Here is a 21063-nt window from a genome sequence, read left to right as displayed (position 1 = left end):
CATGGCATAAATCCCCTTTGCTTTGATTTTGTTAGCGCTTTAATTATACCAAAGGGATACGGTTTATGCCTTTTTTATTGGCTGAAATATTGAGTTTTCAAGGTTCTAACCTATTTTTAGGTGTGGGAAGTTTTAGTAAATTATATAACTATGGCTCCTTCTATGCAAGCAGTAGAGCGCTATTCTGCAAATTTACTGTGACAAGCCATGAGAAAACCGTGAAAGCTATTGCAGTTTAATTGGCTTAAATATATAATTAAGGCGTAGATATAAACGACTCCAGTAATAAAGAAAGTGGTGATTTATAATGATTTTCAAATTCGAGGGACAAGCCCCCAAAATTGACGAAAAAGCCTATGCTTTCAACACTGCAACCTTAATCGGTAAAGTTGAAATCAAAGAATATGCCAGCGTATGGCCCGGCGTTACCATTCGTGGCGACGTAAACCGTATCGAAGTTGGCAAATACAGCAACATCCAGGACAATAGCGTGCTCCACGTTGCCGATAACTATGCCTGCATCGTAGGCGACTATGTAACTGTTGGTCACTGTGCTCTGCTCCACGCCTGCACTGTAGAAGACCACTGCCTCATCGGTATGCATTCCACCGTTCTTGATGGTGCTGTTATCGGTCGCGGCTCCATTGTAGCTGCAGGTGCAGTTGTTACCAAAGGCACCATTGTCCCGCCCAACTCCTTAGTTGCAGGCATTCCTGCTAAAGTTATCAAGACTTTAGACGAAAAAGGCGTTGCTTCAATCCACGCCCAAGCTATTAAATACAAAACCCTGTGGACCGAACGCTATGGTCTTCTTCCCGATGGCGGTGGCGAAGTCTACCATGGTGAAAAAATCGTATAAGCTATAGTAAAATACACAAAGAGGCTGTGACACCGGTCATAGTTATCATATCTCCAGTCGAATCATTTGCGATTTTAGCTCATAAGTGTTTAGAATCACAGAAGTGAAGCGAGCCGAATCGTGACTTGTTTTACGAACAAGATTGGTCGCGAATCTTCGTTGTGATTCTACACGCAATGAGCGTTAAAAATCGCTAGTGAGACGGGGATATGACAACATGACAGTATATGTCACAGCCTCTTTTTACGTTTCTATATAGTTATAGTTTTAACCGCGTACCTGGCCATTACCACATACCAAGTATTTGGTGCTCGTCAGCTCAGGCAGCGCCATCGGTCCACGGGCATGAAGTTTTTGTGTGCTGATACCAATTTCGGCACCAAAGCCAAACTCATTGCCATCCGTAAAGCGGGTGGACGCATTAACATAAACAGCAGCGCAGTCCACAGTCTGTTGGAAAACGCGTGCCTTATTATAATCATTGGTCACAATACATTCGCTGTGGCCTGTACCAAAACGGGCAATATGCTCCATAGCTTCTTCCATGGAAACTACAACCTTGACGGATAGGCGCAAATCACCGTATTCCGTAGCCCAGTCTTCCTCCGTAGCAGGTACAACATCTTCGCCAAAACCTTGGACAGCCTTATCGCCGCGGATTTCCACCCCTGCTTCCGCATATTTTGCCAACATAGCAGGCAGGAAACGGTCCGCAATATCCTTATGCACCAACAACGTTTCCATAGCATTACATACGGAAGGACGCTGCACTTTAGCATTGTAGGCAATGTTTACCGCCATCTCTACATCGGCGTCAGCATCAACGTAAGTATGGCAGACACCGGCACCTGTTTCAATAACAGGAACAGTAGCATTCATCACTACCATCTTGATCAAACCTGCACCGCCGCGAGGAATAACCACATCTACCAAACCGTTCATATGAATCAGATCCGTTACAGCTTGACGGTCGCTGGTATCTACAAATTGCAAAAAGCCTGCAGGAATCCCTACTGCTTCCGCAGCCTCAGCCAAAATGGCAGCCACAATCTTATTGGACTCCATCGCTTCGCTGCCACCTTTGAGGATGACCGCATTACCGGACTTCAAGCATAAGCCTGCCGCATCCGCCGTAACATTGGGGCGTGCTTCATAAATAATGCCGATAACACCCAAAGGCACACGGATTTTAGTAATGGATAAACCATTGGGCAATGTTTTGCCATCCAGCACGTTGCCTACGGGATCGGGCAGCGCCGCTACTTGGCGCAAACCGTCCGCCATGCCTGCAATACGTGCTTCCGTTAGCTGCAGACGGTCCAGCATGGAGCTTTTCATACCTTTGGCAGCAGCCATGCCCATATCCATGGCGTTAGCCGCTAAAATTTCGTTTTGACGTGCCACAAGGGCATCAGCCATAGCCAAAAGCGCTTTATTCTTTACCGCCGTATTGGTTACAGCCAACTTCGCTGCAGCTTTTTTGGCAGCAGCAGCTTTTGTTCTTACTAATTCATAAGTATCCATGATCCGACCTCTTTATTGCAAAATGACAAGGTCATCACGATGGATGACTTCATCATAATTCTTATGACCTAAAATAGTAGCAATATCAGTGGACTTGCAGCCCTTAATCTTATCAAGTTCTTCCGCCGTGTAGTGCACCAGACCACGCGCCAGCTCATGACCTTCCTTATCAATAACGCTGACCGTACTGCCTGTTTGGAAACTGCCCACCACTTCGTAAATCCCGGCAGGCAGAATACTGCAGCCGCCTGCTTTGCGGATGGCTTTGGCACAACCATCATCTACCACAATACTACCTTGGATTTGCGCGCCAAACGCCAGCCAACGCTTGCGAAACTGCAAACGGTTTTCACGACTGACGAACAGCGTACCAATTTCTTCCCCCTGCAGAATGCGGGGAATAGCGTTCTTTTCCGTGCCACTGGCGATTACCAGCTGAATGCCGCTGGAAGTAGCGGCCTTGGCTGCTTGGATCTTGGTCGCCATGCCACCGGTACCGCGGGAAGAACCTACGCCCCCGGCACTGGCTTCGATTTCCGGAGTAATCTCCGGCACCAAGGTCACCAGCTTAGCATCAGGATTGGTAGCAGGATTAGCAGTGTACAAGCCATCAATATCGGAAAGAATGATGACCAAATCTGCATCTACGATACCTGCCACAAGGGCGGACATATTATCGTTGTCGCCAATCTTTAATTCATCTAAGGCAACAACGTCATTTTCATTAACAATAGGAATAACGCCCTGCTTGATCAACTCCATAAAAGTATTACGGGAGTTGGTATAACGGTGGCGATCAATGGCCTCAGTCCTAGTAATCAGGACTTGCGCCACAATCTGCCCGTAATCAGCAAAGAATTTTTCATAAGTGTGCATCAACACCCCTTGGCCAACTGCCGCTGCCGCCTGCTTCCCCGGAATGGTGGCAGGCTTGGCAGGCAGCCCCAGACGATCCACGCCCACAGCGACTGCACCACTGGAAACAAGGATCATCTCCTTGCCTTGGTTCTGCAGGTCGCTAAGTTCCCGCGCCAAACGGTCGATTTGGCTGAAGTTGCGCTTGCCGTTGGCGTAAGTTATGGTGCTGGTGCCAACTTTTACTACAATGCGTTTAGCGTTTTTTAACGCCTCACGATATGCTTTCCCCTCATGCATATTTTCACCTGCTTTTAATTGTTATCTTTATAATCAAATACCATATCGCGGATACGTACAGTTTCACCTTCCTGTACACCGCGTTCCTTCAACGCTTCGTCGATACCCAAGCGTTTCCAAATCAGTTGGAAGCGGTACAACGCTTCATCATTATCAAAATTGGTCATCGCTACAAGACGTTCAATGTTCTTGCCGCGAACTTCCCAATCAGTATCATTACCCGCCACGATTTCGTAGCTATCCGGATCGATTTCATCAAAGCGGGACAGGTTTTCTTCGTCCTCTTCAGGCACGTATTGCTGCAGCAAATCGTAAGCTTTGAACATCAGCTCACGCAGGCCTTCGCCGGTAGCAGCGCTGGCCTTGCAGATTTCGTAGCCTTTAGCTTCTACGTATTCTTTCAGACGTTCAAAGTTTTCTTGCGCATCGGGCAAATCCATCTTATTGGCAACTACCAATTGTTTACGACGTGCCAAACGCTCGCTGTATTCTGCCAACTCATTGTTAATTTTATCAAAGTCTTCAATTGGATCGCGACCATCTACACCGGCAACGTCCACAATGTGCAGTAGCACTTTGGTGCGTTCTACATGGCGCAGGAAATCATGACCTAAACCAACGCCCTCGTGAGCGCCTTCAATCAAACCGGGGATATCCGCCAAAACAAAGCTGCGTTCTTCGTCAAGACGTACTACACCCAAAACGGGGCTCAATGTGGTGAAATGGTAAGCAGCGATTTCCGGACGGGCTGCACTGACTTGGGCAATAATAGAAGATTTGCCTACGCTGGGGTAGCCTACCAAACCTACATCAGCCAACAGTTTCAGTTCCAATTTCAGCCAACGGTTTTCGCCGGGTTCGCCTTTTTCGGCAAAGGTCGGAGCACGGTTGGTGCTGGTAACGTAGCAAGCATTGCCCTTGCCACCACGACCGCCTTTAGCAGCCATATATTGTTGACCATCCTCTACTAAGTCCGCCATCACAGCGCCGGTAGCATCGTCGCGTACCAAGGTGCCCATGGGAACTTTTACATAGACAGTGTCAGCGCGCACACCGGTGCAGTTTTTAGTACCGCCTTGGCCACCGCGCTTAGCCACATATTTACGTTTATAACGGAAGTCAATCAAGGTGTTAAGGTTTTTATCGGCAACAAGGACTACGTCGCCGCCACGACCGCCATTACCACCGTTAGGACCACCTTTTTCTACAAATTTTTCTCTGCGGAAGCTGCTCATGCCGTCGCCGCCGTCGCCAGCCTCCACGTAAATTCTCGCTCTGTCAATAAACATACTAACAATCTCCTCTATGCTACACTAAAAAATAAACACAAAAACACATCTACAGCTACCTATAGATACTTATATTATAGCGTGAAATGTGTCAAGTATGCAAGAGGCTACTCCGAGGAAATGCTAGATGGTAGACTTTAAACCCATAACATAGGATAGGTAAATCACACTATTTTTTACTTTGCCTATTTATTATTTTTTAACTTTCCAATAACCTTTTCTAGCTGTTCCGATACGTTCTATTAAATTTTTTTCTTTTAACGCTTTTAACTTCGCAGCAATCGTCTTTCTGCTAAGTTTTAATTGTTCAGATAATACGCTAACAGTATACCCTGGATCTTCAATGAGTTTGTTCAAAACAGCACGTTCACCATCATTCACATTATCGTTCACCCGAACATTCACCTGAACATTCACCCTAAATGGCCAATCAGATCTTGCAGCAAATTTAACCATCACATCTCCACCACCGATTTTATATTGTGGATACGGAGTATTAAAAGCGTCGCAAGCTTCAATAATCTTCTCAACACCACGCCCCCAACTTTCAATAAATCCCGCTAAATACATTCCATGGGCTACATTAGGATTATATGGTCTGGATGCGTGCTTCTTCAATAAGTTTTCCATCGTCCATTCCGCAGGTAGCTCTCCTACATTAACAATGTATATCTTGTCTTCATATACGCTAATCTGAACCGGTATACCTGATTCGTAACGTTTATGACATAAGGCATTCAAAATTGCTTCACGCAGTGCGGCTTCTGGCACAAAATATCTTTCAACTCGATGCATCCCATCGTATGAAATCAAAGCTTTCATGTACTTGTAATTCAATAATTTTATTATTTTATCCACTTGCTCTATCAATGACCCTCTCACTTCATCTTGATAGAGCAAATCTGCATTTGTTTCGAAAAAGCCTATTTTAGTATACGCCCCTAATTGCCATCTTTCTGGATCCTTAGCAAATAACAACATAGCGGCATTAGTCAAATAGCCATTATTCAACAAATGCAATTTCTCCATTAATACTTTATTTGATTCATCAAGCAATTCGGGCTCAATCCGACCTTTTTTCAAAGCTAATTCCTTAAAACGCCTTAAAGTATTTTCGTCAATATCATCAATAGTAAAAGCTGGTAATGGCAAATTGTCCCAAGTAACGCCACGCTTTTGTAGCAAGAAAGTCTCCAAAGCAGGTCCACTTAAAACTTGTTTTGTACTCCCGCTACGATAATAATATACACCTTTACAAGAAATCCCTATAGGATACTGAGGAACATCAATCTCAATATATTCCTTACCATGATCTTTTATTAGATTTATGCCTACAACAATGCCCATAGCATCACGAATTTTGTTAGGAAGATCCTCTAACAATTTATGTGCATTCTGTACTCCTACAACATTCCCATCATCATCAAAGCCAATATACAATTTGCCTCCCTGCGCATTAGCAAAACAACAAATCCATTCTAAATACTCGTCTTTCCATTTTTGTTTCCACTCAATATTATGACTTTCGTGCATATTCCCACCTCCGCATCACATGCAACAAATAAAAAAACGCCTGCCGAAAGCTCAGCAGACGCTACCGATTCACACAACCGGGTACGGACACACCATACAACTATTTACATTATAACATAGCACCTAGAAAAAGTATACCTATAGATTGAACAGCGTAACTTTACTGTAGGGTTCAAAAAGGAACCCCTTCACACAAAGATTTTTTGCACCAAATACATGTAAAGGATAGTTCCGGAAGCAATAGTCAGCAGCATATTGCGAGTGTATACTTGCAAAAGAATCGTACAGGTCACAGCCATAAGCTCCGGCAATCCATGACTGCTGCCTGCTACCGGTGTGTCCTTTAAAGAATATACCACTACCATTCCCATGACAGCAGCCGGCAATACTTTTCCTAAAAACGCAATCAAAGGCGGTGTCTTTTTATTCGCCGGGAACACAAGAAAAGGAAGGAAACGCGTCATCATCGTGCCCAACACCACAGCAGCAATAGTTATAATTTGCTCCGTAAAGCTCATGCTTTGATGCCTCCTTTATAGTAAGCTAACACAAAAACACCTATGATAAGCACCATGGAGGGCGGAATAAAGCTTTGTGGTCCAAGCAGTAGAAGGCACACCAAAGGAATCACAATTCCTACAATAGCAGGCCCGTGGTTATCGCTGTTTTGCCATTGGCTAACAAAAATGCTCACAAAAAGAGCCACCAAAGCAAAATCCAGGCCCTTGGTATCAACCTGCAAGGAACTACCCAAAATACCGCCCAAGGTAGCACCAGTCACCCAATATACTTGGTTCAGAATGGTTACAAAAGTCATAAACCATCCCTTATCAACGCCTTCAGGTACTTCGGTACTACAGTTAATGGCAAAGGATTCATCACACATACCAAAAATAAGGTAGAATTTTTTCAGCCCAGTATTCTTGAATTTCTCCAACATGGAAAGGCCGTAGAAAAGATGGCGCGAATTAATCATCAAGGCCATCAAAAAGCAGTGCAAAGGATTAAAACTGCTGCACAGCATAGTTACCAGTACAAATTCCATGGAGCCGGCAAAGACCAAGGCACTGGTGAAAAATGGATACCAAGGAGAAAATCCCTTGCTGCAGATAAAAAAGCCATAAGAAAATCCTAAGAAAAGAAAAGCAGCGCAAATAGGCAAGGTTATGGGGAATGCAGCCCTAAAGGCAGCAGTATATTTATTCATGTAGGAAACACCTTTCTGCAATCTATACTTTAGTAGAATATTTTTATTATACCACAAGCACTTAACTAGTACCACCAAATGAACAGCCCCACACAAAAAGAGCGTGCCTCCTTGCGGAAGTACGCCCTTTTTTGAACTCTATTATTCTTTTAAGTATTTATCAACTGCAGCAGCAGCGCCCCTGCCTTCGGCAATGGCCCACACTACCAAGCTCTGCCCTCTGCGGGCATCGCCTGCAGCAAACACGCCGGGAACACTGGTCATATAGTCTTTGTCATTAGCAGCAATGCTGTTGGTAGCATTCTTAGCTACGCGGAACTCATCCACTAAATGCTGTTCGCTACCTGCAAAGCCCATTGCCAAAAGAATCAGTTGCGCAGGAATAACACGCTCCGTACCGGGAATATCCACAGGACCACGGCGCCCGTCCACAACCTTCCACTCGTTTTGGCACACCCGCAGACCAGTTACGTGTCCATCCTCGCCAATAAATTCCTTACTGGTAATGCAGAACTCGCGCGCATCCTCTTTAAACTTGCAGATTGCTTCCTCTTGGCCGTAGTCCGTCTTGAACACACGTGGGAACTGGGGCCAAGGATTTTCTTCCGTTCTGCTATGCGGCAGGCAGGGATTGATTTCCAACTGGCGCACACTGCGGCAGCCTTGGCGGATAACAGTTGCCATGCAGTCATTACCTGTGTCGCCACCACCGATAATAACTACATCTTTATCCTTAGCATCCACTGCCAAGCCATCGGCAAAATTGCTGTCCAAAAGGCTCTTAGTAACGCTATGGAGATATTCCTTAGCGAAATAAATGCCCTCTAAATCGCGTCCCTTGACAGGCAGATCACGAGGAACAGTAGCGCCCGTACACAGCACCACTGCATCGTACTCTTCTAGCAAAGTGCTGGAAGCAACCTTCACGCCTACCTCCGCATTGAGTACGAAGGTTACGCCTGCATCCTCAAGTAATTTGATACGGCGCTCCACTAGCTTTTTGTCCAGCTTCATGTTGGGTACGCCATACATCAAAAGACCACCGGGACGGTCCGCACGTTCAAAAACAGTTACTGAATGTCCTGCCTTGTTCAGCTGGTCAGCGCAAGCCAAGCCTGCAGGTCCGCTGCCCACAATTGCCACACGCTTACCACTACGGCTTACAGGAGCTTCAGGCTTTACCAAACCCTTGGCAAAAGCATTCTCAATAATATATTGTTCGATATTTTTAATAGCTACAGGGTTATTCACCAAGCCTGCGTTACATGCGCCTTCGCAGGGAGCAGGACACACATGGGAGGTGAACTCTGGGAAATTATTTGTCTTATGTAGACGTGCATAAGCGTAATCGTCCATGCCGCGATAAACGAGATCGTTAAATTCAGGCATCAGATTATGCAGGGGACAGCCACTGACCATACGGTTGAGCATAATACCGCTATGGCAGAAAGGCACACCGCAGTCCATGCAACGGGCTGCCTGACAGCGCAGTGCCTCTCTATCCGGCAGACTACTGGTTTTGATTTCTTCCCAATCCTGCATACGTTCTGCGGGGGCACGCAAAGCAAGCTCCTGACGCTCGTAGTCCATAAATCCTGTGGGCTTACCCATTATGCCTTCACCTCCTCAAATACTTTCAAGGTCGCTGTTTCCATATCCATACCTTGTTGCAGGTATTCATTAAGCTTTTCGGTTACTACCTTGTAGTCCTTAGGAATAACCTTGACGAATTTAGTTTTGTACTCATCCCAATGTGCCAGAACATCTTCCGCAATCTTGCTGCCTGTATATTCCGCATGGTTGAAGATCATCTTCTTCAAAGTCAAGCTATCGCCAATAGCCTCCAAAGGTTCCAAAAGTACGATATCTTTATTGCAATAGGAAGCAAAGTCACCGTCCATGTCCAGAACATAAGCTACACCACCGCTCATGCCTGCGGCAAAGTTACGCCCGGTTTTGCCCAAGATAACTACCGTGCCACCGGTCATGTATTCGCAGCCATGGTCACCTACGCCTTCAATAACGGCGTTGACACCGCTGTTACGGATGCAGAAACGTTCACCGGCAATACCGCTGATATAGGCTTCGCCACTGGTTGCGCCATAGAAGGCTACGTTGCCGACGATAACGTTTTCATGGGGGTTGAAACGTGCATCTCTATCGGGATAGATAATTATTTTGCCACCGCTAAGGCCCTTGCCCACATGGTCATTGGCGTCGCCTTCCAGCTCCAGGGTTACGCCTTTAGGCAGGAAAGCACCAAAGCTTTGACCGGCACTGCCCTTGAAGTGCAGGCTGATAGTGTCTGCAGGCAAGCCTTCCGCACCGTAGCGACGAGTAATCTCGCTGCCTAAAATAGTACCAACTACGCGGTCCGTGTTCTTAATAGGCAGAGTAATGCGTACAGGTTTCTTGCTGTCTAAATTGCTGTGGCAGATATCCAGCAGCTCCCGCATATCCAAGGATTTTTCCAGCTGATGGTTTTGCTTACGGGTGCAGACCTGGCTGGCACCTGGCTCAACCTCAGGCTTGTACAGCAAGGGGGAAAGATCCAAATTCTTGTTCTTCCAATTACGTCCTTTTTCCGGTTTGGGAATCAATACTTCTGTACGTCCAACCATTTCGTCAATGGTACGGAAGCCCAACATAGCCATATATTCACGCACCTCTTGAGCAATAAAGTGCATAAAGTTAACTACATATTCCGGTTTGCCATGGAAGTTTTTGCGCAAAGCAGGGTCTTGGGTAGCAACGCCCATAGGACAGGTGTTCAAATTGCATACGCGCATCATAATGCAACCAATAGCAACCAAGGGAGCAGTAGCAAAACCAAATTCTTCCGCACCAAGGAGAGCGGCAATAATAACGTCGCGACCGGTCATCAGCTTGCCATCAGTTTCCAAGGTTACACGGTCACGGAGATTGTTGAGCAGCAAAGTCTGATGGGTTTCCATCAAGCCCAGCTCCCAGGGCAGACCTGCATGGTTAATACTGGTGCGGGGAGATGCGCCTGTGCCACCATCATAACCGCTGATCAGCACAACATCAGCGCAAGCTTTAACTACGCCTGCAGCAATGGTGCCTACGCCCACTTCGGATACTAGTTTCACACTGATGCGGGCACGGGGATTGGCATTTTTCAAATCGTGAATCAGTTCTGCCAAATCTTCGATGGAATAAATATCATGATGGGGCGGAGGAGAAATCAAGCCGATACCTGCGGTAGTACCGCGACATTCCGCAATCCAAGGATATACTTTGCCACCGGGCAGTTGGCCGCCTTCACCGGGTTTAGCGCCTTGGGCAATCTTGATTTGAATTTCATCCGCATTAACAAGGTAGTTGCTGGTAACGCCAAAACGACCGGAGGCAACTTGCTTAATAGCGCTACGTTTGCTGTCGCCATTGGGTAGAGGTTTAAAACGGCTGGGATGCTCGCCGCCTTCGCCGGTATTGGACTTGCCGCCAATACGGTTCATGGCAATAGCAAGACACTCATGAGCTTCTTGGCTCAAGGAACCATAGCTCATGGCACCTGTCTTAAAGCGATGACAGATGCTGTCCACGCTTTCTACTTCATCAATATCAATGGGCAGACGTTGCGGCGTAAAGGTCAGCATACTGCGCAAATTCTGGTTTGCGAATTCGCTGCTGCCCAACTGCTCGGAAAACTCCTTGAACAGTTTGTAATCACCGGTACGGCAAGCCTGTTGCAGCTTGACGATGGTTTCCGGATTGAACATATGCTTTTCGCCATTATTGCGATATTGGTAATGGGAGCCGGATTCGTAACTAAATTCGTCAATTTCCCCTTCCCTAAAGGCAGGTTCATGGCGCAGGGAAACTTCTTTAGCGATTTCTTCCAAACCAATACCTTCCAAGCGGGAAGGTGTGCCGGTGAAATATTCATCAATAACAGCGCTACTAATGCCTATCGCTTCAAAAATTTGGGCACCGCGATAGGATTGAACGGTGGAAATACCCATCTTAGAAAGAATCTTGGCAATACCGTGGGTGCAGGCGCTAATGTAGTTTTCCGTTGCTTTCTCAAAGCTAATGTCCAACATACCGTTGCTGCACATATTCTCCAAGCTTTCAAAAGCCAAATAAGGATTGACGCCGCTGACACCATAACCGATAAGCAGTGCCATGTGGTGTACTTCCCTAGGTTCTGCAGATTCGATAATGATGGAAGCACGAAGACGTGTACCATTCTTAATCAAATGGTGGTGCAAGCCTGCACCTGCTAATAAAGCAGGAATAGCAGCCTTGTCTTTGGTAATACCACGGTCGGAGAGAATGAGAATGCATTTGCCTTCCTCGATGTATTTATCTGCTTGAGCGAAGATTTCGTCCAAAGCTTCCTTTAGACCTGCGCCACCTTCTGCTACATTGTACAGCATGGGAATGGTAGCAGCTTCAAAATTAGGAATATGGCGCAACTTAGCCAATTCCACATTACTTAATACAGGAGATTCTGCGCTGATTTGGTGACAGCTTTCCGGTTGCGGATCAATCAGATTCAGTTCAGGACCAATGCCGCTGGTAGTATCCGTAAAGACTTCTTCGCGAATCGCATCAATGGGCGGATTAGTAACTTGGGCAAAGAGCTGCTTAAAGTAATTATATAAAAGCTGAGGCTTTTCGCTGAGCACTGCCAAAGGCGCATCATTGCCCATTGCACCCAAGGGGTCAATGCCCTTTGTCGCCATGGGACGCAGGAACTTGGTCAGATCTTCCAAAGTGTAGCCAAAAGCACGTTGACGCTGCAGCAAAGTTTGCGCATCGGGCATGGGCAGTTCGCTTTGCAAAGGAATATTCTTCAACTTAATGGAATATTCGTCCAACCATTGACGATAAGGATGTTCCGTAGCAATTTGGTGTTTTATTTCGTCGTTGTCAATAATACGGCCTTGTTCCGTATCGATTACCAACATACGTCCGGGACGGAGACGGTCTTTTTTGACAATAGTAGCGGGGTCAATATCCACTACGCCTACTTCGGATGCCAGTACGATGGTGTCATCTTCCGTAATATAGTAGCGGGAAGGACGCAGACCATTGCGGTCCAAAGCTGCGCAAATAGTACGGCCGTCAGTAAAGGCCATAGCAGCAGGTCCGTCCCAAGCTTCAATCAAAGAGTTGTGGTATTCAAAGAATGCCTTTAAATCAGGATCCAGATGGGGATTCTTGCCCCAAGGCTCGGGAATCATCATCATTACTGCGTGCGGCAGACTGCGTCCGGACATAACGAGAAACTCTAGGCAGTTGTCGAACATACCGGAATCAGAGCCTGTTTCGTCGATAATGGGCATAATCTTACTGATATCGTTGCCCCACAAGCTGTTGCCGCACATGGTCTGGCGGGAGCGCATCCAGTTGATGTTGCCGCGCAAGGTGTTGATTTCGCCATTATGCATTAAATAACGATAGGGATGAGCGCGTTCCCAGCTAGGGAAAGTGTTAGTACTGAAGCGGGAATGCACCAGTGCCAACGCAGTTTCCACGGAGCTGTCCTCCATATCTACGTAGAAAGTGCGCAGTTGCTCCGTAGTCAGCATACCTTTGTAGACGATGGTACGGCTGGATAAACTGGAAACGTAGAAATACTTGCCGCCACGCAGCTTGCCATAACGGATGTAGTTTTCCGCTTGACGACGGATGCTGTATAATTTACGCTCGAAAGCATTATCATCTATATCAAGTCGGTCAAGAATATTGGCGGAAGGTTTGATGAATACCTGCGCCATATAGGGCATACTTTGGCGGGCTTTTTCGCCCAATACTTCCGGATGCACAGGCACAGTACGCCAACCGATAACGCTTTGGCCATTGGCTTCTACAATACGCTCAAAGTGGCGCTCTACGTTTTCCCGCTCCACTACATCGGGAGGCAGGAAGATAAAGCCTACCGCGTATTTGCCTGCTTCAGGCAGTTCTATATCAAGTTTTGCGCACTCTTTCACAAAGAAGTTGTGCGGAATCTGCAGCAGTACGCCGGCACCGTCACCGGAGTTCATGTCAGCGCCTTGGCCGCCGCGGTGATCCATATTATGCAGCACCACTAGAGCTTGCTTGAGTATCTTATTGGACTTTTTACCCTTGATATTAGCAACAACGCCTACGCCGCAGGCATCGTGCTCAAACCAAGGATCATATAAACCTTGTTTAGCAGGCAACGAAGTATTCATAGCCATTCCCCTCTCAACAAAACATTATCAATTCCAAGAACTGTAATTTTAATTATAATCTCACATCTTTACAATTGCAAATTGTATACATGTATATTTCAAAAATGTACGTATTTAGCCTTTTGTATATACAAAAAGAGGTTGATGTACTGTTTTGTACACCAACCTCTTGTAAAGATTGTTACAAGTATTCTATTACTTCTTCTGCAGCTGCTCTTTGAGATACTGCTCCGCTGCCAAAAGCTGCACATCCTCCCGCGCCGTTTCCGGCAGTTCCACCACCACATCGGGTTCAATGCCCACATTGTGGATGGATACCCCGGAAGGAGTATAGTAATTAGCAACCGTAACTTTTACCGCCGTGCTGCCATCCAAAGGATAAACACTTTGCACACTGCCCTTGCCAAAAGTCTTCACACCGAACAGCTTGCCTGCCTTAGTATCTTTAACAGCGCCGGACACAATCTCCGCAGCGCTAGCCGTACCATGGTTCACCAACACAGCCAAAGGATACTTCACCTGTTCCAGGTTGGAATTATACTCTTCCTTCTCCCCTGTTTTATGCACCACGGAAACAATAGTACCTTTGGGTACCAACATTCTGGCGACGCCCACGCCTGTATCCAGCAAACCGCCGGGATTCCCGCGCAAGTCCACAATAGTTGCCTCCATGCCTGCAGCTTCCAGTTTTTTGTACTCCTTAGCAAAATCGCTGGCAGTGCTCTCGTTAAACACAGCAATACGGATATAGCCAATCTTGCTGTTGGGCAGCATCTCCGCCCCTACAGACTGAGTCTTGATTTCCTGACGCACTACGCGCACTTTGCGCAGGTTGCCTTCCTTATCCTTCAGCTCCAAGGTAACTTCCGTTCCCTGCTTGCCACGAATAGCTGTAGCCACCTGCTCCATATTCATAGTGCGTGTTTCCTTATCATCTACAGCAGTAATAATATCACCGCTTTTAATGCCTGCCGCCGCACCGGGGTTGTCCGGCAAAGCAGAAATAACGATGTAGTCATCCCCACGCTTGCCAAAAACAATACCGATGCCGCCAAAGGAACCATCCGTCATTTCCGTCAGCTGTTTATAATCCTTGCGGTTCAAATATACCGTATAAGGGTCCCCTACGGACTCCACCATGCCTTTAATAGCACCATCATAGAGAGTGTGGTTGTCCACGTCCCCATTATAATTTTGCTTTACTAAATGCATGGCCCGCAAAAAGCGCAGGGATTCCGAGGCGCTGCCGGTCAAGTTCTGCAACAGCACGCCTTCTACAGTAAAAATCCCTACTGCAGTTACTAGGGCAGTACCCACACAGCAAGCTGCCAGCTGCCAAATATTTCTTTTATTCACAATTGCGCCTCCATCAAACTTCCACCTTACGGCAAATAATTAAGGGGTTCCGTTACTTCGCCGTGCAAACGCACTTCGAAATGGCAGTGCGGGCCGGTAGAATAACCGGTGCTGCCTGCGTAGGCAATACAGGTACCCTTATTTACATATTGTCCCTCATTAACATTCAAACCTTGATTATGACCGTACAGCGTTACGATACCACTGCCATGGTCAATCATTACAGCGTAACCATAACCGCCTAACCACCCGCTGTAAATAACCGTACCGGATTTTGCCGCATAAATAGGCGTGCCATAATCCACGGCAATATCCATGCCGCTATGGTATTTGGTAGTACCAAAAATAGGATGGGTACGCCAACCGAAGTAGGAAGTGATTTCACCGCGGCAGGGCCACATCCAACCGCTGTCCTGCGCAGATTGACTGGGAGCGTTGCCACCGTTAGCCTCCATATTGCGCAGCATAGCAGCGATATTTTCACTAAGAGCCAGCAAGCGCTCGTACTCACTTTGGCTCTGCATTTCTTCTTCTTGGGCCTTGTACAGCATATAGGAGCGTTGGTCTTTCAACTTATTGGCACGTGCCTTCTTAGCCTCTAACTCCGTTTGGACCGCCTTGATTTCCTTCATCTCGGCGTCCAACTGTTCTTGGCGTGTCTTTATTTCCGCCTCGTCCTTGCGCAGTTGGTCCAACAGCGCTAAGTCCTTGCTGATAATTTTCTGCAGTAAATACATACGGGAAGAAAAATCGCTGAAATCTTTAGCACCTAAAAGTACATCCAAATAGTTGATCTGCCCATGAATATAGATGTCACGCAGACGTTGGCGGTAGATTTGCAGACGTTTGGCAACATCCGCTTTCTTCTGCGCTAATTTGGCTTGGTTATCATTTATACGCCCCTGCAGGGTATCGCTTTTCGCCTGCAGCTTATTGGCTTGGCTTTGCAGTTCCGTCAGACTGCCCATTACTTCCTGCAATCCGGCGTTGGCTGATTCCGCCTTTTGGCGTGCTGCTTCCTTGCGCTCCTGCATTTCCTGCATCTGCGCTTGGACATTGTTCAGTTCTGCCCGCTTATCATCAGCAGCACTGGCAAAGCCCCATGCGCTGTACAAGGGCAGCACTGCCATTAGGCATGCCAACAGGCCGCGGGCTATTTTTTTGTTCAGCATAAGCCCAAGCCCCCTTATACCTGCAAAAATTTACGTAAGGAAATGTAGCTGCCCAAAGCACCAATACCCGTACCTGCAGCCATGAGGAAAAGAGTAACATAGCCTAACAGAGGGGAGGCAGGCAGCAAAGGCAGAAACGCCAAAGTAGCGTGGATGCGCTCCAACAAAGCGGAATAAATGCTATTCAAGCACAAGGACGCCAAAACTGCGCCAAAGAAGCCCAGTGTCATGCCTTCCAAAATAAAGGGCCAACGGATAAACCAATCCGTAGCGCCTACATACTTCATGATAATAACTTCCTTGCGTCTGGCAAATACAGTCAAGCGAATGGTGTTACTAATAATGAACAATGTCGCCATGGCGAGGAAAAACACTAGGACGATACCGCCAAAGCGGATAATCCTCGACAGTTGGAACAAATGCTCCACAACTTCCTGCCCAAATTTTGCTGTTTCTACCTTAGGCAACTGGGAAATCTGCGGAGTCAAAGCCTTAATACGCTCCGCACTATCCACTTGCACTTCGAAGGAATTAGGGAAAGGATTATCCTTGCCCAAGCTGTTCAACAATTGCTCTTGGTCGCCCAAGCGTTCCTTGAAACGTGCCAAAGCCTGTTCTTTATTAATAGCAGTTACCTTGACTACACCGGGCATTTTCTTCAGCTTAGCCTGTACATGCTCCAGCTCGTTAGCATTGGCACTGTCCTGCATATACACGGACACCTGCACCTGGCTTTCCAAATATTGCGCCAAGTTGTTGGTATTCATAAACACCAACAGGAACATGCCTAAGACCAAAAGAGATACCGCCACGGTAGAAATAGAAGCAAAGCTCATAAAGCCATTACGACGGATGGATTTATATGTTTCTTTAACAAAATATTCCTTCGTACTAAAGCTCATAGCCGTAAACTCCTTCTTTTTCATCGCGGACAATATGTCCATGCTCAATGGCGATAACACGCTTGCCCATGGCATCAACTACATCCTTGTCATGGGTAGCCATAACGATGGTGGTACCGGTAGCGTTAATTTCTTTAAAAATCTCCATAATATCCCAACTGGTTTCCGGGTCCAAGTTGCCCGTGGGCTCGTCGGCAATAACCAGCAAGGGATCATTAACAATAGCTCTAGCAATAGCGATACGCTGCTGTTCGCCACCACTCAGCTCATTGGGATAAGCATTGGCGCGGTGGCGCAAGCCTACCAAATCCAACACATTTAAAACTTGTCGCTTAATCTTACGGTGAGGTGCTTCGATTACCTGCATAGCGAAAGCCACATTTTCAAACACCGTGCGGTCAGGCAGCAAACGGTAATCTTGGAAGATAATGCCTAACTGGCGCCGCATAAAGGGAATCTCCTTAGGTGTCAGGGACATAATATCCACACCGTTGACAAAAATGCTGCCCGTTGTGGGTAATACCTCACGGAACAGCATTTTGATAAAGGTGGACTTGCCAGCACCACTAGGTCCTACAACAAAGACAAATTCTCCCGGTTCTATATGTACATTAATATCCTGTAAAGCTACGGAACCACCGGGGTAAACCTTGCTTACGTTGTTCATCATCAGCACTGCCGTCCATCTCCTTTCGTCAGCAAAGCCATAGCCTGCTCAGCGTTGGCCATAGCCTTCGCCCGCAGCTTATCCAACATACCGCGGCAGCTTCCGCCGCGCGCCAGGGCCTGCTTAGCGGCAGCCACTACCTGAGCTGCCTGTAAATTATCCACGCTTCCGGCAGTAATGCCGTTAATATCTTTCACAAAGCCATCAATCTTAGGGTCATAGGAAACTGCTACGAAGGGCAGCTCCATAACAGCCGCAAAGATTAAGGCGTGCAGCCGCATACCGATCAGCAAATCAAAATTGCCCATCAAGGACAGGAACTGTTCCGTGTCGCAATCTGCAGCCAAAATAGTGCTTTCGTCCTTGTGCACCATAAAATGCTGCAACCGTTGGCAGGGTTCTACATCCACAGGGTACTGCAAAGGCAGCAGTACAATATGGGCGTCATACTCCACGCACAACTTATCGGCAGTCTTGGCCAGTTCCAGCAAATAGCGGTCATCTTCCTGCCATTTGCGCACGGACAAAGCCACCAGCATTTTCTTTGGCGGCACATGGAAACGCTCTAAAAGCTGCGCTCCCTGCTCCTTGCTTTCTTGGGGCAGTGTCAGCACTGCGTCCGCTGTCAATTGCACTTTTTCCGCAGGAATGCCTATGCGGCGCAGCTCATACAAAGAGTCGCGGTCACGGACGGTGATCAAGCTTACCCTGCTGCACACAGCCTTCGTCAGCCGACGTAGAAGCCCGCTGTGGATAGGACCAATCCCTTGACCGAAAAGCATCACCTTTTTGCCCAAGGCAATACCTGTAGCCAGCACGGAAAGATAATAAAGCAGGCTGCGCCTGCTGGTAACATCCTGCAGCAAGCTGCCACCGCCGCTAATGAGCAGGTCGCAGCTACGCAGGGCTGTAAAAATTTCCCAAGGGTTGAAACGATGGATAGAAGACACTTGGTATTTTTTGGCAGTTACCTGAGGATTACCGGAAATAACCGTCAGGCTGACAGATTTTTCTGTACTGCGCAAAGCTTTCACGATCGCTGCCAGCATTGCCTCATCACCGGCATTGGCAAATCCGTAGTAACCGGAAATTACGATCTTACTCATTGCTCCATGTATCTCCCTCTAAACTTCTTAACTAAATAAAGCAAGATGCTCATGCCCAAAATGGCTGCTAAGCCGAACACTGCGCCCATAGCATAACCATCTAAAGCACGGACAAAGCTCATAAATACGGGGGTGCGCATATGGCAGAAGGTTTGCACCAAGCTGCCTTGGCCGATAACGGCGCCACACACCAAAACAAACTGCCACCAGCGGGGAGCACAACGATAAGCAGCCAAAACTGCCAAGAAAAAGACAGGGTGGCCGATCATAAACTCCTTAACGCGGGGACGGGCATACATTAATTGTTCCTGCAGGGCGCGCATCTTGAGTTCAATGGCAGCTACAGGTACACCACCGGTGTGACCACTGCGGCCTACAAAATAGAAGGCAACCAACAGGAAAAGCACTAACATAACTACGTGCTTAAAGGTCAGCTGGGTATCCAAGAGACCATTCAAACGTGCCAGCAAAGTCTTAATGCCCTTGCCAACAACCTGCAGTAAATCATACTTCTTTAAATACAGCACAGCAGTCAAAATCACCGGCAGCATAAAGGTGAGCTTTACGCCACGGTAAATATCGATTTCCAGCAGGAAACGGCTGTCGCTTAAAATTGCGGACAGGAAAGCTGCACCTACCAAGGACAAAGCAATGGCAAGAGCCAATTGCCACAATGCCTGCCAGCAAATCTTGACGATGCTGGCGGTAGGAGCCTTAATCTTATCCCAAATACTGATAAGCACGCTCATAGAAAGAACAGGATAGAAGCTGGCTGCAGCAAGAGCAAGCAGTTGGCGTGTCAAAAGACCTCTGCCCACCATTAGGAGTGCTGCTGCACCAGCGGACAGCACTGCCCACACAAGCAGTTCCTTTTTGCTATCCAAGTTCAAGAGCATACCCACGTACAGCGCCACGCCTGCCAAAATAGCAAAGGCTACGGGCAAAAGGTGCAGCTTGTTAGCAAAGTACGGTGCATAACCATCTGCTGCAGCAGAGAATACACCTGCTTCACCAATAGTATAGCCACGTGCTTCCACGCTGTCCTTGATATCACGAACATACTTCAAGTTGGTTTCCAATAAAGGTTTGCCTTCTACAGGCAGCAGGAACGGACGGATATAGTTAACGCGGATATTGCGTTCTTCGTCAGTCAACGCCCAACGACGCAAAGCAGTGTCCACGCTAATCTTCTTCTGCTCCAGCGGATCGATAACGTAGGAACGGGCAGCTTTATAGTTGTTAAACTCGGACAAAGGCACCAAACCGTCAATTTTGGCAAAGCGCAGCTGGGTATAATGCTCCAGCATTACCAAAGTCATGTTTTGCTCTTGCATACGTTTGCCCAAATATTCCAGCTTATTGGGATAACCAACGGTTTCCTTACCACAGGGCATCAAAGCATGCACAGGCACGCCCGCCTTATTAATGCGCGCGAAAACGCTGTCAATCTTTTCTTCGTCAACATTAATGTAGTTTTGCGGACGTACAATAATGTTGAAACCCATGCTTGCCACCTTCTGCAAATCACGAACAGGCAGCCCCAAAGGCGCTTGGTTCAAGCCCAAAGGCTCGTCGTACTTGCCATCGGGCAAAGGCTCCGTGCTACCCAAGACACGGATAATACGCGGATTTTGGCTCAGTTCGGCTACACGGTCGGAGCCATAGCGCAGGCGCAGGTCTTCTGCCACATCATCAAGTACGGCAGGATTACTGCCTGCAGCCACGTAGGATGCGTGCTCCACCAGCATCTCGGCAGGAACAGCGGCAAAAACACCCTTATCTGTACCCAGCACGCCTGCTTGGCGCAGTTCGCCACCTGTAGCCAGCTTGATTTCGCCATTCTTCATCAAGCGTTCCAAGGTAGTATCGAAGATCATCAAAGAGTTGATGCCGGCGTCCTTAAACTTCTGCAGCACCTGCTCTTCCGGCAAACCTTCCAAGGCAGCCAGCTTACGCAGACCTTCGTACTCCATGGCCATTTCTACAGTATTATTGGCTTGTTCAATTTTATGGCGGGTCATGTTAAGCCACAAAGCACAGGCCAGACCCACTAGAATTACTGCAATCAGCAGCGGATTAAAATGCTTTTTCATAGCTTCCAT

The 21063-nt window shown here is 47.3% G+C and carries 15 protein-coding genes; 1 reads left to right on the top strand and 14 read right to left on the bottom strand.

Annotated features, from left to right (window positions below; genetic code table 11):
* The first annotated feature begins 307 nt into the window (after nucleotides 1-307).
* Nucleotides 308-859, top strand: coding sequence for a gamma carbonic anhydrase family protein (locus ACJMM4_RS05350; protein WP_405383463.1), 552 nt, complete (start codon nucleotides 308-310; stop codon nucleotides 857-859).
* Nucleotides 860-1126: 267 nt separating this feature from the next.
* On the opposite strand, the gene ACJMM4_RS05345 is transcribed toward ACJMM4_RS05350, so the two are convergent.
* The 14 genes from ACJMM4_RS05345 to ACJMM4_RS05280 all read right to left on the bottom strand — a co-directional run bounded on the left by ACJMM4_RS05345 (nucleotide 1127) and on the right by ACJMM4_RS05280 (nucleotide 21063).
* Nucleotides 1127-2383, bottom strand: a complete 1257-nt coding sequence (locus ACJMM4_RS05345) for a glutamate-5-semialdehyde dehydrogenase (protein ID WP_405383461.1) — start codon at nucleotides 2381-2383, stop codon at nucleotides 1127-1129.
* A 12-nt stretch (nucleotides 2384-2395) separates the two neighbouring features.
* Nucleotides 2396-3538: a glutamate 5-kinase gene (gene proB / locus ACJMM4_RS05340; RefSeq protein ID WP_405383459.1), complete on the bottom strand. Its 1143-nt coding sequence runs from the start codon at nucleotides 3536-3538 to the stop codon at nucleotides 2396-2398.
* Nucleotides 3539-3552: 14 nt separating this feature from the next.
* The gene (gene obgE / locus ACJMM4_RS05335; RefSeq protein WP_405383457.1) at nucleotides 3553-4827 is read right to left on the bottom strand and encodes a GTPase ObgE; all 1275 of its coding nucleotides are present in this window, start codon (nucleotides 4825-4827) and stop codon (nucleotides 3553-3555) included.
* Between the two features lie 192 nt (nucleotides 4828-5019).
* Nucleotides 5020-6360 carry an ATP-binding protein gene (locus ACJMM4_RS05330; protein WP_405383454.1) on the bottom strand — a complete coding sequence of 447 codons (1341 nt, stop codon included), beginning with the start codon at nucleotides 6358-6360 and terminating at the stop codon, nucleotides 5020-5022.
* 188 nt (nucleotides 6361-6548) lie between these two features.
* A complete protein-coding gene (locus tag ACJMM4_RS05325) occupies nucleotides 6549-6878 on the bottom strand; it encodes a branched-chain amino acid transporter permease (RefSeq protein ID WP_405380714.1) in 330 nt (109 codons plus the stop codon).
* A complete protein-coding gene (locus ACJMM4_RS05320; protein WP_405380716.1) occupies nucleotides 6875-7567 on the bottom strand; it encodes an AzlC family ABC transporter permease in 693 nt (230 codons plus the stop codon). The genes ACJMM4_RS05325 and ACJMM4_RS05320 overlap by 4 nt, the downstream gene beginning before the upstream one ends.
* 141 nt (nucleotides 7568-7708) lie before the next feature.
* On the bottom strand, nucleotides 7709-9178 hold the full coding sequence (locus tag ACJMM4_RS05315; protein WP_405383452.1) for a glutamate synthase subunit beta: 1470 nt from the start codon (nucleotides 9176-9178) through the stop codon (nucleotides 7709-7711).
* Nucleotides 9178-13758: a glutamate synthase large subunit gene (gltB, locus tag ACJMM4_RS05310; RefSeq protein WP_405383450.1), complete on the bottom strand. Its 4581-nt coding sequence runs from the start codon at nucleotides 13756-13758 to the stop codon at nucleotides 9178-9180. Before gltB ends, ACJMM4_RS05315 begins: the two co-directional genes overlap by 1 nt.
* A 195-nt stretch (nucleotides 13759-13953) precedes the next feature.
* On the bottom strand, nucleotides 13954-15114 hold the full coding sequence (locus tag ACJMM4_RS05305) for a S41 family peptidase (RefSeq protein ID WP_405383448.1): 1161 nt from the start codon (nucleotides 15112-15114) through the stop codon (nucleotides 13954-13956).
* A 26-nt stretch (nucleotides 15115-15140) separates the two neighbouring features.
* Nucleotides 15141-16286, bottom strand: coding sequence for a murein hydrolase activator EnvC family protein (locus tag ACJMM4_RS05300; RefSeq protein WP_405383446.1), 1146 nt, complete (start codon nucleotides 16284-16286; stop codon nucleotides 15141-15143).
* A gap of 14 nt (nucleotides 16287-16300) precedes the next feature.
* Nucleotides 16301-17188, bottom strand: coding sequence for a permease-like cell division protein FtsX (gene ftsX, locus ACJMM4_RS05295; protein ID WP_405383444.1), 888 nt, complete (start codon nucleotides 17186-17188; stop codon nucleotides 16301-16303).
* Nucleotides 17178-17855 carry a cell division ATP-binding protein FtsE gene (ftsE, locus tag ACJMM4_RS05290; RefSeq protein ID WP_405383467.1) on the bottom strand — a complete coding sequence of 226 codons (678 nt, stop codon included), beginning with the start codon at nucleotides 17853-17855 and terminating at the stop codon, nucleotides 17178-17180. Before ftsE ends, ftsX begins: the two co-directional genes overlap by 11 nt.
* A gap of 2 nt (nucleotides 17856-17857) precedes the next feature.
* Nucleotides 17858-18961 (bottom strand): polysaccharide pyruvyl transferase CsaB, encoded by a 1104-nt coding sequence (gene csaB / locus ACJMM4_RS05285; protein WP_405383442.1) that lies wholly within the window; start codon nucleotides 18959-18961, stop codon nucleotides 17858-17860.
* Complete coding sequence (locus ACJMM4_RS05280; RefSeq protein WP_405383440.1) at nucleotides 18958-21063, bottom strand: DUF5693 family protein; 2106 nt, start codon at nucleotides 21061-21063, stop codon at nucleotides 18958-18960. The genes csaB and ACJMM4_RS05280 overlap by 4 nt, the downstream gene beginning before the upstream one ends.

This window comes from Phascolarctobacterium sp., assembly GCF_045124115.1.
Taxonomy (GTDB): domain Bacteria; phylum Bacillota; class Negativicutes; order Acidaminococcales; family Acidaminococcaceae; genus Phascolarctobacterium_A.
Note: the sequence above shows the minus strand (reverse complement) of the source record. Positions and strands in the feature narration are given on the sequence as shown.